This is a genomic window from Streptomyces sp. NPDC005866, assembly GCF_040629895.1.
Taxonomy (GTDB): domain Bacteria; phylum Actinomycetota; class Actinomycetes; order Streptomycetales; family Streptomycetaceae; genus Streptomyces.
The window spans coordinates 314426-328746 of sequence record NZ_JBEXWP010000002.1 but is presented as its reverse complement, the minus strand read 5'-3'; the positions used below and the strand labels follow the sequence as shown (position 1 = coordinate 328746).

Below are 14321 nucleotides of genomic sequence, written 5' to 3'. Positions count from 1 at the left end.
TAATCGATTCCATGAGTTCCACGAGGAGGTGGAGCGGCGATGGCGAGCATCAAGGACGTGGCCGCCGAGGCGGGCGTTTCCGTCGCCACGGTGTCCCGTGTCCTGAACGACCATCCGTCGGTCAGCGCCGACGCCCGTACCCGTGTGCTGGCCGCCGTCGAGACGCTGGGCTACCGCCCGAACGCCGTCGCCCGTTCCCTGCGCACCGACCAGACCCGCACCCTCGGCCTTGTCATCAGCGACGTACTCAACCCCTACTTCACGGAACTGGCCCGCTCGGTCGAGGAAGAGGCCCGCGCGCTCGGCTACAGCGTGATCATCGGCAACGCGGACGAGCGGCCTGAGCTTCAGGACCACCACGTACGGACGCTGCTCGACCGGCGGATCGACGGGCTGCTCGTCTCCCCCACAGACGGCGGCTCCCCGCTGATGCTGGAGGCGGCGCGCGGCGGGACGCCGATGGTGTTCGTCGACCGGTGGATCCCCGGCCTCGACGTGCCGGTGGTGCGGGCGGACGGGCAGACCGCCGTACGGGATCTCGTCGCGCATCTGCACGGGCTGGGGCATCGGCGGCTCGCGATCATCGCGGGCCCCGCCGGCACCACCACCGGCAGCGAGCGCGTGCAGGCCTTCCGGGAGGCCCTCGCCGCGTACGGCGTCCCCCTCCCCGACGCCTACATAGGACAGGGCGACTTCCAGGCCGACAGCGGGCGGCGGGTCACCGAGGGTTTCCTCGACCTGCCCGAGCCGCCCGAGGTCGTCTTCGCCGCCGACAACCTGATGGCGCTCGGCGCACTCGACGCCGTACGTGCGCGTGGCCTGCGGGTGCCGGACGACATCGCCCTCGCCGCGTTCGACGACATCCGGTGGTTCGTGCACACCGATCCGCCGGTCACGGCGATCGCCCAGCCGACGGGCGAACTGGGGCGCGCCGCCGTACGCGCGCTGATCGACCGCATCGAGGGGCGGTCTCCCCGGTCCGTCACCCTCCCCGCCCGGCTCGTCGTACGCCGCTCGTGCGGCGCGAACCCAGACGAGAACCGTAGCGAGAACCGCTGCGACAACCGTGGCGAGAACCCGACCCCTGTGCAAAGGAGCACATCGTGAGCAACCCGGACGAGTTGCTGCGCATCGAGGGCATACGGAAGTCCTTCCCCGGCGTGGTCGCGCTCGACGGCGTCGACTTCGATCTGCGCCGCGGCGAGGTGCACGTACTCCTCGGTGAGAACGGCGCGGGCAAGAGCACCCTCATCAAGATGCTCTCCGGCGCCTACACGCCCGACGAGGGGCGGATCCTGGCCGGCGGCGAGGAGGTGCGCATCCATGGCGCGCAGGACTCCGAGCGCCTCGGGATCGCCACCATCTACCAGGAGTTCAACCTCGTACCCGACCTCACGGTCGCCGAGAACATCTTCCTGGGACGGCAGCCGCGCCGCTTCGGGATGATCGACCGGAAGAGGATGGAGGCCGACGCGGAGGTGCTGCTCGCGCGGGTGGGAGTCCATGTCTCACCCCGCGCGCGGGTCCGCGAACTCGGTATCGCCCGCCTCCAGATGGTCGAGATCGCCAAGGCGCTCAGCCTGAACGCGCGCGTGCTCATCATGGACGAGCCGACCGCCGTGCTCACCTCGGAGGAGGTGGAGAAGCTCTTCGCGATCGTGCGGCAGCTGCGGGCGGACGGCGTCGGGATCGTCTTCATCACCCATCACCTGGAGGAGATCGCCGCTCTGGGAGACCGGGTGACCGTGATCCGCGACGGGAAGTCCGTCGGGCAGGTGCCCGCCGCCACCTCGCAGGACGAACTCGTACGGCTCATGGTCGGGCGGTCCATCGAGCAGCAGTACCCGCGCGAGCGGACCGGGACCGGTGCCGCGCTGCTGTCCGTGGAAGGACTGACCCGGGACGGCGTCTTCCACGACGTCAGCTTCGAGGTGCACGCCGGTGAAGTCGTCGGCATCGCGGGGCTTGTGGGCGCCGGCCGTACGGAGGTCGTGCGCGCCGTGTTCGGCGCCGATCCGTACGACAAGGGGGCCGTCAAGGTCTCCGGAAGCGCGCTCAGGCGGTACGACGTCAACGCGGCCATGGCCGCCGGGATCGGGCTCGTCCCCGAGGACCGCAAGGGGCAGGGGCTGGTCCTCGACGCCTCCGTCGAGGAGAACCTCGGCCTTGTGACCCTGCGCCGGGCGACCCGGGCCGGGATCGTCGACCTCAAGGCACAGCATGTCGCCGCCGGGCGGATCGCCAAGCAACTGGGCGTGCGGATGGCCGGCCTCGGGCAGCACGTCCGCACGCTCTCCGGCGGCAACCAGCAGAAGGTCGTCATCGGCAAGTGGCTCCTCGCCGACACCAAGGTGCTGATCCTCGACGAGCCGACGCGCGGTATCGACGTCGGCGCCAAGGTCGAGATCTACCAGCTGATCAATGAGCTGACGGCCGCCGGGGCCGCCGTACTGATGATCTCCAGTGATCTCCCGGAAGTCCTCGGGATGAGTGACCGGGTGCTGGTCATGGCCCAGGGCCGTATCGCGGGCGAACTGGCCGCGGACCAGGCCACCCAGGACTCCGTGATGGCACTCGCCGTCAGCAACCCCACCACAACCGACAAGGAGGCCGCTCGTGGCCGCTGACACGCTCAAGAGCACATCGGGCGCCGGTGGCGGCGCCGCGGCGGTCCGCCGACTGCTCCTCGACAACGGCGCGCTCACCGCGCTGATCGTCCTCGTCATCGCCATGTCGGCGCTGTCGGGCGACTTCCTCACCACCGACAACCTGCTGAACGTCGGCGTCCAGGCGGCCGTGACGGCCATCCTCGCCTTCGGCGCGACCTTCGTGATCGTCGCGGCGGGCATCGACCTGTCGGTCGGCTCGGTGGCGGCCCTGTCGGCCACCGTGCTGGCGTGGACCGCGACCCAGCACGGGGTCCCGGTCGTCATAGCGGTGGTGCTGGCGGTCCTGACCGGTGTCGCGGCCGGTCTCGTCAACGGCTTCCTCATCGCGTACGGCAAGCTGCCGCCGTTCATCGCGACGCTCGCGATGCTGTCGGTCGGCCGCGGTCTGGCGCTGGTGATCTCCGGGGGCTCCCCCATCGCCTTCCCGGACTCCGTCTCGCACCTCGGTGACACGCTCGGCGGCTGGCTGCCGGTGCCGGTGCTGGTCATGATCGTCATGGGGCTCATCGCCGCCTTCGTCCTCGGCCGGACGTACATCGGGCGCTCGATGTACGCGATCGGCGGCAACGAGGAGGCCGCCCGGCTGTCCGGGCTGCGGGTGTCCAAGCAGAAGCTCGCCATCTACGCGCTGTCCGGACTGTTCGCGGCCGTCGCCGGCATCGTGCTCGCCGCCCGGCTGTCCTCCGCACAGCCGCAGGCCGCCAACGGCTACGAACTGGACGCCATCGCCGCGGTCGTGATCGGCGGCGCCTCCCTGGCCGGCGGCACCGGCAAGGCGTCCGGCACGCTGATCGGCGCGCTGATCCTCGCGGTGCTGCGCAACGGGCTCAACCTGCTCAACGTGTCCGCCTTCTGGCAGCAGGTGGTCATCGGTGTCGTCATCGCGCTCGCGGTGCTCCTCGACACCGTGCGCCGCAAGGCCGGAGCGACTCCCCTGGCCGCCGGAACCGGCGGGAACAAGGGCAAGCAGGCCGGGACCTACGCGCTCGCGGCGGTCGTCACCGTGGCGCTGGTGGCCGCGACCTCCCTCCTGCACACCGGCTCCTCCTCGAGCAACCCGAAGATCGGGCTGTCCCTGTCCACGCTCAACAACCCGTTCTTCGTGCAGATCCGCTCCGGCGCCCAGGCCGAGGCCAAGAAGCTGGGCGTGGACCTGACCGTCACGGACGCCCAGAACGACGCCTCTCAGCAGGCCAACCAGCTGCAGAACTTCACCAGTTCGGCACTGGGCGCGATCATCGTCAACCCGGTGGACTCGGACGCCGCGAGCAACTCCGTGCAGGCCGCCGACAAGGCCGGCATCCCGGTCGTCGCCGTCGACCGGGGCGTCAACAACGCCAAGACCGAGGCCCTGATCGCCTCCGACAACGTCACCGGCGGTGAGCTGGCCGCCAAGACGGTCGCCGGGAGGCTCGGCGGCCACGGCAAGATCGTGATCCTGCAGGGCCAGGCCGGCACCTCCGCCGCCCGCGAACGGGCGCAGGGCTTCGCCAACGGCCTCAAGGCCTACCCGGGGATCCAGGTGGTGGCCCAGCAGCCCGCCGACTTCGACCGCACCAAGGGCCTCGACGTGATGTCGAACCTGCTCCAGGCCCACCCCGACGTCCAGGGCGTCATCGCCGCCAACGACGAGATGGCCCTCGGCGCGATCAAGGCGCTGGGCTCCAAGGCCGGCACGTCGGTGTCCGTGGTCGGCTTCGACGGCACCCCGGACGGCCTGACCGCGGTCAGGAACGGCACGCTGTACGCGTCGGTCGCCCAGCAGCCGAGCCAGCTCGGGAAGATCGCCGTGGACAACGCGCTCAAGGCCATCCAGAGCAAGAAGGTCGAGTCGACGATCAAGGTGCCGGTGAAGGTGGTCACGAAGGACAACGTGGCCGGCTTCTCGGGCTGAGCCACCAAGGAGGCGGCCGGGCTGTTGAATTGGGGGCCGGCCGCCTCAACTCTTTCATACAGGGAGTCAATCGATGTACGACTACGACCTCCTGGTCGTGGGCTCGGCCAACGCCGACCTGGTGATCGGGGTCGAACGGCGTCCGGCCGCCGGTGAGACCGTGCTGGGCGGCGACCTCGCCACGCATCCCGGCGGCAAGGGCGCCAACCAGGCGGTCGCGGCCGCCCGGCTCGGCGCCCGCACCGCGCTGCTGGCCCGGGTCGGCGACGACGCGCACGGCAGGCTGCTGCTCGACTCGCAGCGGGCCGCCGGGGTGGACACGGTGGGCGTGCTGGCGGGCGGGGCGCCGACGGGCGTCGCGCTGATCACCGTGGACCCCTCCGGCGACAACAGCATCGTGGTCTCCCCGGGCGCGAACGGCCGTCTCGCACCGGCGGACGTACGGGCCGCGGTCAGCCTCTTCCACGCCTCCCGGGTGGTCTCCGCGCAACTGGAGATCCCGCTGGAGACGGTGGTGGAAGTGGTACGGAACCTGGCCCCCGGCAGCCGGTTCGTGCTCAACCCGTCCCCGCCGCAACCCCTTCCGGGTGAGGTCCTCGCGGCCTGCGACCCGCTGATCGTGAACGAGCACGAGGCGAAGGTGATCCTCGGCGCGGCGTGCGTGAGTGAGGAGCCGGCCGACTGGGCGCGGCTGCTGCTCGCCAAGGGCCCGAAGTCGGTGGTGGTGACGCTGGGCGCGGAGGGCGCGCTGGTCGCCGACGGGCACGGCGTCGAGTCCGTCCCGTCCGTGAAGGTGGACGCGGTGGACACCACGGGCGCCGGGGACGCGTTCGCGGCGGCCCTCGCGGTACGGCTCGGGGCGGGCGCGTCGCCGGCGGAGGCGGCTCGGTTCGCGGCCCGGGTCGGGGCGGCGGCGGTGACGAGGCGGGGCGCGCAGGAGTCGTACCCGACGATGGCGGAGGTCGAGGCCCTGTGAAGAGGGCGGGGATCCTCAACCGTCATCTCTCCGGCGCGCTGGCCGAGCTGGGGCACGGGCACGGGGTGCTGGTCTGTGACGCCGGGATGCCGATCCCGAAGGGGCCGCGGGTCGTGGACCTCGCCTTCCGGGCCGGGGTGCCGTCCTTCGCGGAGGTGCTGGAAGGACTGCTGTCCGAGCTGGTCGTGGAGGGCGCGACGGCGGCGACCGAGATACGCGAGGCCAATCCGGCCGCGGCCGAGCTGCTGGCCGGGCACTTTCCCGACCTGGCCCTGGTCCCGCACGAGCGCCTGAAGGACCTGTCGCGGGACACCCACCTGGTCGTCCGCACGGGCGAGGCACGACCGTACGCGAACGTGCTGCTGCGGTGCGGGGTGTTCTTCTAGAGCCCGGTCACGGCTGGGGAACACCAAGGGCACGCCGTAGCGCTTACAGACATGCTTCGAGGGGGCCCGGTCCGTCGACCGAACCCCCTCGGCTTACCCCCTCCGCATCAGAACCCCCGCGATCCCCCCAGATCCCCTCCGAAAGTTCTGACGCCACGTATGACCGGCAGGGCGCGGGGATGGTTGTACGGGGTGCCGGAAATTCTTCCGGGGACGCCGGTGCCCGCGCTCGTGGCCTTCTTGAGTGGTCGCGGCTACCGGATCACATGCTCCACAAACCGGTTCGCCGTCTCCGCGAGCACCTCGCGGCCGTCCCTCGCCCACAACCCGTCGTTGAACAGCTCGACCTCGATGGGACCGGTGTAACCGGCCGCCTCCACGTACCCCTTCCACTCCCGCATGTCGATCGCCCCGTCCCCGATCTGGCCACGGCCGTTGAGGACGCCCTCGGGCAACGGGGTGGTCCAGTCGGCGAGTTGGAAGGTGTGGATACGGCCGCCCGCGCCGGCGCGGGCGATCTGCGCGGGCGCCTGGTCGTCCCACCAGATGTGGTAGGTGTCCACCGTGACGCCGACCTGGTGGGCGGGGAAGCGTTCCGCGAGGTCGAGGGCCTGGGTGAGGGTCGAGACCACACAGCGGTCGGACGCGTACATCGGGTGCAGCGCCTCGATGGCCAGCCGGACCCCGTGCCGCTCCGCGTAGGGGCCCAGCTCCCCCAGCGCGTCCGCGATCCGCTCCCGCGCCCCGTACAGGTCCCTGGAGCCCGCCGGCAGGCCGCCGGAGACCAGCACGAGGGTGTCCGTGCCGAGGGTCGCCGCCTCCTCGATCGCCCGCCGGTTGTCGGCCAGGGCCGCCGCCCGCGCCTCGGGGTCGATCGCCGTGAGGAAGCCGCCCCGGCAGAGGGTGGTGACCGTCAGGCCCGCCTCGCGGACCAGCTTGGCGGTCGCGTCGACGCCGTAGGACCGCACGGGCTCGCGCCAGAGGCCGACGCCGGGCACGCCCAGCTCCAGGCAGGCATCGGCGAGTTCGGGAATCGACAGCTGCCTGACCGTCATCTGGTTGATCGAGAAGCGGGACAGATCGCCGGTCACCGGGTCACTCCGTACAGGGCGAGCAGGTTCTTCATACGGTCCTCCGCCAGCTTCGGGTCGGGGAACAGGCCCAGTCCGTCGGCGAGTTCGTAGGCGCGGGCGAGGTGCGGCAGGGAACGGGCCGACTGGAGGCCGCCGACCATGGTGAAGTGTGCCTGGTGACCGGCGAGCCAGGCCAGGAAGACCACACCCGTCTTGTAGAAGCGGGTGGGGGTCTGGAAGAGGTGGCGGGAGAGTTCGACGGTCGGGTCGAGCAGGCGGCGGAAGCCGTCCGTGTCCCCGGTGTCCAGCACCCTTACCGCCTCGGCCGCCAGCGGTCCCAGCGGGTCGAAGATGCCGAGCAGGGCGTGGCTGAAGCCCTGCTCGTCGCCGGCGATCAGCTCGGGATAGTTGAAGTCGTCGCCGGTGTAGCAGCGGACGCCCTGCGGGAGGCGGCGCCTGAGGTCGATCTCCCGCTGCGCGTCCAGCAGCGAGACCTTGATGCCGTCGACCTTGTCGGGGTGGGCGGCGATGACCTCCAGGAAGGTGCCGGTGGCCGCGTCAAGGTCGCTCGACCCCCAGTAGCCCGCCAGCGCCGGGTCGAACATCGGGCCCAGCCAGTGCAGGACCACCGGCTCGGCGGCCTGGCGGAGGAGGTGGCCGTAGACCTCCAGGTAGTCCTCGGGGCCGGAAGCGGCGGCGGCGAGCGCCCGGGAGGCCATCAAGATGGCCTGGGCACCCGACTCCTCGACGACCGCGAGCTGCTCCTCGTACGCGGCCCGGATCCCGGCGAGCGTGCCGCCGGTGATCTGATCGGTGCCGACGCCGCAGGCGATCCGGCCGCCGACCGCCTTCGCCTCGGCGGCGCTGCGGCGGATCAGCTCGGCCGCCCCCGCCCAGTCGAGGCCCATCCCGCGCTGGGCGGTGTCCATCCCCTCGGCGACACCGAGGCCGTGCGACCACAGGTGGCGGCGGAAGGCGAGGGTGGCGTCCCAGTCGACGGCGGCGGGCGAGTCCGGGGACACGTCGGCGAACGAGTCGGCGACGACATGGGCCGCCGAGAAGACCGTACGGGAGACGAAGGCGGTGCCGGGGGTGAGGGCGAGCGGCTCGGTACGCGGCTCGTAGGTCCTCAATACCCCGTCGGCCCCGGGGAGTTGGATGGTCACAGCGCGATCTCCGGTACGTCGATACGGCGGCCCTCCGCCGAGGACCTCAGCCCCAGCTCGGCGAGCTGCACACCACGGGCGCCGGCCAGCAGGTCCCAGTGGTAGGGGGCGTCGGCGTAGACGTGCTTGAGGAAGAGTTCCCACTGGGCCTTGAAGCCGTTGCCGAACTCGCCGTTGTCCGGGACCTCCTGCCACTGGTCGCGGAAGGCCTCGGTGGCCGGGATGTCCGGGTTCCACACCGGCTTGGGGGTCGCGGACCGGTGCTGTGCGCGGCACTCGCGGAGTCCCGCGACCGCGGAGCCCTCCGTGCCGTCCACCTGGAACTCGACCAGTTCGTCGCGGTTGACGCGCACCGCCCAGGAGGAGTTGATCTGGGCGATGGCGCCGCCGTCGAGCTCGAAGATGCCGTAGGCGGCGTCGTCGGCGGTGGCCTCGTAGGGCTTGCCGTTCTCGTCCCAGCGCTGCGGGATGTGGGTGGTGGCGATGGCCTGGACGGACTTCACCCGGCCGAACAGCTCGTGCAGCACGTAATCCCAGTGCGGGAACATGTCGACGACGATGCCGCCGCCGTCCTCGGCGCGGTAGTTCCAGGACGGGCGCTGCGCGGGCTGCCAGTCGCCCTCGAAGACCCAGTAGCCGAACTCGCCGCGGACGGACAGGATCCGGCCGAAGAAGCCGCCGTCGATGAGCCGCTTCAGCTTCAGCAGGCCAGGCAGGAAGATCTTGTCCTGGACCACGCCGTGCTTGACGCCCTTCTCGTTCGCCAGCCGGGCCAGTTCCAGGGCGCCCTCCAGTCCGGTCGCCGTCGGCTTCTCGGTGTAGATGTGCTTTCCGGCCGCGACGGCCTGCCGGATGGCCTCCTCGCGGGCGGAGGTGACCTGGGAGTCGAAGTAGATGTCCACGGTCGGGTCGGCGAGCACGGACTCCAGGTCGGTGGAGACCTGCTCGTCGGACAGACCGTGCCGGTCGGCGATGTCGCGGAGCGCGTGCTCCCGGCGGCCGACGAGGATGGGTTCCGGCCACAGCACGGTGCCGTCGCCGAGGTCGAGGCCGCCCTGCTCGCGCAGCGCGAGGATCGAGCGGACGAGGTGCTGGCGGTAGCCCATGCGCCCGGTCACGCCGTTCATGGCGATACGCACCGTCTTGCGTGTCACGTGATTCCCTTCGTCCGCGTGCGTCTCAGCAACGCAGCAAGCGCTTTCTATCTGCTCTGAAGCTAGCCTTTGAACGCCGGTCTGTACAAGACCGTGATGGGGTCGAGTTGTTCGAGGGGGCGAACAACAGGAGTGAATGGCCTTATGGTCTGCACGGCAAGGGGGCTTCCTTTGATCAGGCTGTGTACGACGGCGTACGACGAGACGCGCGACCGGAGGACGACGAGATGACGGTGACCCTGGCGGACGTGGCGGCCCGCGCCCAGGTCTCGCCCGCGACGGTGTCGCGCGTGCTGAACGGCAACTACCCCGTGGCGGCTTCCACGCGGGAGCGGGTGCTGCGGGCGGTGGACGAGCTGGACTACGTCCTCAACGGGCCCGCGAGCGCCCTTGCGGCGGCCACGTCCGACCTGGTCGGCATCCTCGTCAACGACATCGCCGACCCGTTCTTCGGGATCATGGCGAGCGCGATCCAGTCCGAGATCGGCGGCCCGGGCGGACGCGCGGGCGGCGAACGGCTGGCGGTGGTCTGCAACACCGGGGGTTCGCCGGAGCGGGAGTTGACCTACCTGACCCTGCTGCAGCGGCAGCGGGCGGCGGCGGTGATCCTCACGGGCGGGGCCGTGGAGGACGCGCCGCACGCGGCGGCGGTGGCGGCGAAGCTGCGGAAGCTGACGGACGCGGGGACACGCGTCGTGCTGTGCGGGCGGCCGCCGGCGCCGGAGACGGACGCGGTGGCCCTGACCTTCGACAACCGCGGGGGCGGCCGGCAACTGACCGAGCATCTCATCGGCCTGGGCCACCGGCGGCTGGGCTACATCGCGGGTCCCGAGGAGCGGACGACCACCTGGCACCGTCTGGAGGGCCACCGGGCGGCGCTGGCCGCGGCCGGGATCGAGGAGGACCCGCGCTGGACCGTGCACGGGCGCTACGACCGGCGGGCGGGGTACGAGGCGACGCTCGAACTGCTGCGCAGGGATCCGACGCTCACGGCCGTGGTGGCCGCGAACGACTCGGTGGCGCTGGGAGCGTGCGCGGCGCTGCGGGAGTCGGGGCTGCGGATCCCCGCGGACGTGTCGGTGGCCGGGTTCGACGACCTGCCGTTCAGCATCGACGCGGTGCCTTCGCTGACGACGGTACGGCTGCCGCTGGCGGAGGCGGGGGCTCGGGCCGGACGCATCGCCATGGGCCGCGAGGAACCTCCGCCGGGCGGGATCGCGACGGTCCGGGGGGAACTGATGGTGCGTGGGTCTTCGGGGGTACCGCGGGTCTGAGCGAGGTGGTGACGCGGTGACCAGGAAAGGGGTGAGGCCCTTCGGAGGGCCCGAGCGGCCCAGCTGTAGCCGTAGCCGCCGAAGTGCGCCGTGCCGTCGTACCGGTTGCCGTGCACGCGGATGTCCTACTGCTGCCAGAGCACGGAGCCGGCGCTCACCGCCCGTGCGCTCTCGGGGCCGTTGCCATGCAGGATGTCCAGCAGATCGTTCCTGTAGACGCCGCCCCAGCCGTAGGCGGCCTCGGGCGGGTCCGCCTCCAGAACGATGATCTCGTGCCCGGCGTCCCGTAGCTTCGCCGGGATCGAGAAGTACAGGCCGACCGGGCCTCCGCCCACACACGATCCTCATCCGGTCACCGTCTCCACGGCCCGGGGACCCGCGGCGCGCAGGGGATTTGGTGCATGGATCCGGGTGCCCGAAGGCCGGGCACCCGGACCCACCCTTTGCTCTCAGTCTCAGAGAGCGTCAATGACTGTGGCTCGGCTCAGTTTCACCGGCCGCCGTGACCGCCACCGTGACCGCCACCGTGACCGCCGCCGTGACCGCCGTGCCCGCCACCGTGACCGCCGCCGTGACCGCCACCGTGACCGCCGTGCCCGCCACCGTGACCGCCGTGCCCGCCACCGTGGTCTCCGCCGTGACCGCCGCCGTGACCGCCACCGTGACCGCCGCCGTGACCGCCGCCGTGGCCGCCACCGCCGTCGTTCTGGTAAGTGGCGACGTGGTTGGGCGCCGAGTTGGTGGCCGCGCTGGCGACTCCGGCTCCGGCACCGAGTGCCAGGATGGGTGCCGAGACTGCAGCGATGGCCGCCCTCTTCATACGTGTGCTGTGCGCGCGCATGGTTTCGCCCCTCTCCGAGGGTGTGATGTGTTACGGCGGCCGCGTAAGGGGCCACCCGGCATGCGCTCCAGGGCCTGCGCGCAGCCCTGAGCGCGTCCGCCGCCCTCGATGCCGGTTCTCCGCACCGCACGGGCTCTCCGGCGGACCACGTCAGATCCGAAGTTGAATCGGACATAAGTGACGTTCGTGTATAAACCTACGGCGCGGGTGCGGTTAAGTCAAAAGCAGGACTAGAACCGGGCAAGAAAATCAAGTAAAGCCCGCGGGGCCGCCGTTCAGGCCGACGCCTTCCGGCCGGGCGGGGTGGCGGGATAGCCTCGGGGGCACGGCATCTCTGACTCAGTCAATCATCGGGGTCCAGCCATGACCGTCCAGGACATCCGTGCCTTCAACCGCTTCTACACCAACCTCATCGGCGCCCTCGACTACGGCCGCCACCTCTATGCCCCTTACACCCTCACCGAGGCCCGCGTGCTGTACGAGCTCGCGCACTTCTCCGACACCGACGCGGCCGACCTGCGGGCCCATCTCGCACTGGACGCCGGATACTTGAGCCGGATCCTCAACAAGTTCGAGGAGGCCGGGCTGATCGAGCGCTCGCCCTCGGAGAAGGACCCGCGGCGGCGGCGCGTGTCGCTCACCGCGGGCGGCCGGTCCGCCGCCGAGCTGCTCGACGAGCGGGCCAGGGAAACGGTCGGCTCGCTGCTGGGCGCCGTAGCCCCCGGTGAGCGGCCACGGCTCGCCGAGGCCATGCGGACCATCCGTACGCTCCTCGGCGACGCGCACACCCCCGACGGCGCCGGCGAGGTCGTCCTGCGCGAACCGCACCCCGGTGACCTGGGCTGGATCGTGCAGCGCAACGCCGCCCTGTATGCCGCCGAATACGGCTGGAACACCGACTACGAGGGCCTGGTGGCCCGGATCGTCGCGGACTACGCCGAGGACCACGACCCGCATCTGGAGCGGACCTGGATCGCCGAGTGGGCCGGGCGGCCGGTGGGGTGTGTGATGTGCGTACGGGACGACGCCCCGGGCACCGCACGGCTGCGGCTGCTGCTCGTCGAGCCGGAGGCCCGGGGGCTCGGCATCGGGGACCGGCTGGTCGGCGCCGTGATCGAGTTCGCGCGCGGGGCCGGCTACCGGGAGCTGGTGCTGTGGACCAACGACGTCCTCGGCGCCGCCCGCCGGGTCTACCAGCGGCACGGCTTCGTCCTCACCGCCGAGAAACCGCACCGCTCCTTCGGCAAGGACCTGGTCGGGCAGGACTGGCGGCTGGATCTGCGCAGACCGGTGAGTGAGAAGTAGGTTGGTGAGCATGAGGTTTGCCTTCTCCACCCTCGGGGTTCCCGGTCTGCCGGTGCCGGACGTGCTGGCGCTCGCCACGGCCCACGGCTATCACGGCGTCGAACTGCGCGCCCATCCGGAGGAGCCGGTGCATCCCGGCCTCGGCCCGGCCGCGCGGGCGGACGTGGCCGCCGAGTTCAAGGCGGCCGGAGTGGACGTCCTGGGCGTCGCCGGGTACGCGCGCGTCGCGGCCCCCGGCGAGGACGCCCCGGTCCTCGACGAGGTCCGCCAACTCCTCCAGCTCGCGCACGACTTGGGCGCCTCCTTCGTCCGGGTCTTCCCCGGCGCCGACCCGGCGCTGCCCACCGCCGAGTCCGACGCGATCGCCGCGCGGCGCCTCGGCACGGTCGCCGAGGACGCCTCCGCGCTCGGTGTCCGGGTCCTGCTGGAGACGCACGACTCGCACCGCACCGGCGCCGACGCGATCCGCGTCCTCGGCCCGGTCGGCCATCGCATGGTCGGATCCCTCTGGGACGTCATGCACACCTGGCTGGGCGGCGAGCAGCCCGCCGAGACCTACGCGGCCCTCGCCCCGCACCTCGGCTATGTCCAGGTCAAGGACATCGCCTCGGCCGAGGACACCACCCCGCTGCCGCTCGGCGCCGGGATACTGCCCCTCTCCGACTGTGTGGAGGTGCTCTCCCGGCACGGCTGGGACGGCTGGCTGTGCTGGGAGTACGAGAAGCGCTGGTACGAGGCGGCGGCCCCGCTGCCCGACCTCCTGGCGGCGGGCCGGGACCACCTGGCACGGCTGCTCAACGAGTCGGCGTGAGCACGGTGCGTCGGCTCACCGTAGGGCGGTGAACCTCGCCACCCGGTCTTCCAGTCGCTTACGGCACTGCGGCCACTCCGCCGCCGTGACGGAGAAGATCGCGGAGTCACGGAGCCGGTCGTCCTCGCCCGGCACCCAGGAGCGGGACCAGTTGCGCAGGACGCCCTCGAAGCGGGCGCCGACACCGGCGATGGCGGCGCGGGAGCGCTCGTTCCGGGCGTCGGTCTTGAGGTCGACGCGGGAGACACCCCAGCTGTCGAAGGCGTGCCGGAGGAGGAGGTACTTGGCTTCGGCGTTCACCCCGGTGCCCTGCGCGGACACGGCCAGCCAGGTGAACCCGATCTCCACCGCGTCCAGTTGGTCCTCGGCGAGCCAGCACCGGGGATCCCAGAACGCCGTCACACCCACGGCCCGCCCGGTCACCAGGGACACCTGCGCGTACGGCGCTAGCCGACCCGTCGCCGCGCGAGCGAGCTGGGCGTCGACGTAGGCGTCGACCTCCTCGGCCCGGGGGACCCAAGTGAACGCGTAGCTCCCCCGGTCCTCCTCCGCCGCCGCCGCCAGATCGTCCGCGTGCCGGTGCTCCAGCGGCTCGAGGCGCACCAACTTGCCCGCCAGCAACGGCCCTTGCAAGGTATAGGTCACACCCGGAGTCTCGCCTACGCGATCACGCGCCGTCGAACGGATTTTGCGGACTTGGAACCGGGGATGTCGACGAGCGGCATGTCCTCATGATCGCCCGTCAGGGGCCTCGGTCGGAGATTGCTTCCAA

The 14321-nt window shown here is 71.4% G+C and carries 14 protein-coding genes; 8 read left to right on the top strand and 6 right to left on the bottom strand.

Annotation, left to right across the window (positions count from 1 at the left end; all coding sequences use genetic code 11):
- Positions 1-39 precede the first annotated feature (39 nt).
- The 5 genes from ABZ396_RS03965 (at position 40) to rbsD (ending at position 5925) form a co-directional block, all read left to right on the top strand.
- Positions 40-1107: a LacI family DNA-binding transcriptional regulator gene (locus ABZ396_RS03965; protein WP_358917047.1), complete on the top strand. Its 1068-nt coding sequence runs from the start codon at positions 40-42 to the stop codon at positions 1105-1107.
- A complete protein-coding gene (locus tag ABZ396_RS03960) occupies positions 1104-2627 on the top strand; it encodes a sugar ABC transporter ATP-binding protein (RefSeq protein ID WP_358917048.1) in 1524 nt (507 codons plus the stop codon). Before ABZ396_RS03965 ends, ABZ396_RS03960 begins: the two co-directional genes overlap by 4 nt.
- Positions 2617-4563 carry a substrate-binding domain-containing protein gene (locus ABZ396_RS03955; protein WP_358917049.1) on the top strand — a complete coding sequence of 649 codons (1947 nt, stop codon included), beginning with the start codon at positions 2617-2619 and terminating at the stop codon, positions 4561-4563. Before ABZ396_RS03960 ends, ABZ396_RS03955 begins: the two co-directional genes overlap by 11 nt.
- 73 nt (positions 4564-4636) lie before the next feature.
- On the top strand, positions 4637-5539 hold the full coding sequence (locus ABZ396_RS03950) for a ribokinase (RefSeq protein ID WP_358917050.1): 903 nt from the start codon (positions 4637-4639) through the stop codon (positions 5537-5539).
- Positions 5536-5925, top strand: a complete 390-nt coding sequence (gene rbsD, locus ABZ396_RS03945) for a D-ribose pyranase (RefSeq protein WP_358917051.1) — start codon at positions 5536-5538, stop codon at positions 5923-5925. The genes ABZ396_RS03950 and rbsD overlap by 4 nt, the downstream gene beginning before the upstream one ends.
- Before the next feature lie 254 nt (positions 5926-6179).
- Here rbsD and ABZ396_RS03940 read toward each other — a convergent pair whose 3' ends face one another.
- The 3 genes from ABZ396_RS03940 to ABZ396_RS03930 are packed head-to-tail and all read right to left on the bottom strand — an operon-like array spanning position 6180 to position 9318.
- Positions 6180-6980 (bottom strand): sugar phosphate isomerase/epimerase family protein, encoded by an 801-nt coding sequence (locus tag ABZ396_RS03940; protein WP_358917206.1) that lies wholly within the window; start codon positions 6978-6980, stop codon positions 6180-6182.
- Between the two features lie 32 nt (positions 6981-7012).
- Entirely contained in the window at positions 7013-8164 is a 1152-nt protein-coding gene (locus tag ABZ396_RS03935; RefSeq protein ID WP_358917053.1) for a dihydrodipicolinate synthase family protein, read from the bottom strand.
- Positions 8161-9318 (bottom strand): Gfo/Idh/MocA family oxidoreductase, encoded by a 1158-nt coding sequence (locus ABZ396_RS03930; protein ID WP_358917055.1) that lies wholly within the window; start codon positions 9316-9318, stop codon positions 8161-8163. The genes ABZ396_RS03935 and ABZ396_RS03930 overlap by 4 nt, the downstream gene beginning before the upstream one ends.
- Positions 9319-9545: 227 nt before the next feature.
- Between ABZ396_RS03930 and ABZ396_RS03925 the strand changes: the two genes are divergently transcribed.
- Positions 9546-10592 carry a LacI family DNA-binding transcriptional regulator gene (locus ABZ396_RS03925; RefSeq protein WP_358917057.1) on the top strand — a complete coding sequence of 349 codons (1047 nt, stop codon included), beginning with the start codon at positions 9546-9548 and terminating at the stop codon, positions 10590-10592.
- 125 nt (positions 10593-10717) lie between these two features.
- Here ABZ396_RS03925 and ABZ396_RS03920 read toward each other — a convergent pair whose 3' ends face one another.
- The gene (locus ABZ396_RS03920; RefSeq protein WP_358917058.1) at positions 10718-10927 is read right to left on the bottom strand and encodes a hypothetical protein; all 210 of its coding nucleotides are present in this window, start codon (positions 10925-10927) and stop codon (positions 10718-10720) included.
- 130 nt (positions 10928-11057) lie between these two features.
- Positions 11058-11288 carry a hypothetical protein gene (locus ABZ396_RS03915; protein ID WP_358917059.1) on the bottom strand — a complete coding sequence of 77 codons (231 nt, stop codon included), beginning with the start codon at positions 11286-11288 and terminating at the stop codon, positions 11058-11060.
- A gap of 508 nt (positions 11289-11796) precedes the next feature.
- Between ABZ396_RS03915 and ABZ396_RS03910 the strand changes: the two genes are divergently transcribed.
- Positions 11797-12738, top strand: a complete 942-nt coding sequence (locus ABZ396_RS03910; RefSeq protein ID WP_358917061.1) for a helix-turn-helix domain-containing GNAT family N-acetyltransferase — start codon at positions 11797-11799, stop codon at positions 12736-12738.
- Between the two features lie 10 nt (positions 12739-12748).
- Positions 12749-13549 (top strand): sugar phosphate isomerase/epimerase family protein, encoded by an 801-nt coding sequence (locus ABZ396_RS03905; RefSeq protein ID WP_358917063.1) that lies wholly within the window; start codon positions 12749-12751, stop codon positions 13547-13549.
- 15 nt (positions 13550-13564) lie between these two features.
- Here the strand turns inward: ABZ396_RS03905 and ABZ396_RS03900 are convergent, their stop codons facing one another.
- On the bottom strand, positions 13565-14194 hold the full coding sequence (locus ABZ396_RS03900; protein WP_358917065.1) for a GNAT family protein: 630 nt from the start codon (positions 14192-14194) through the stop codon (positions 13565-13567).
- Between the last annotated feature and the right edge of the window lie 127 nt (positions 14195-14321).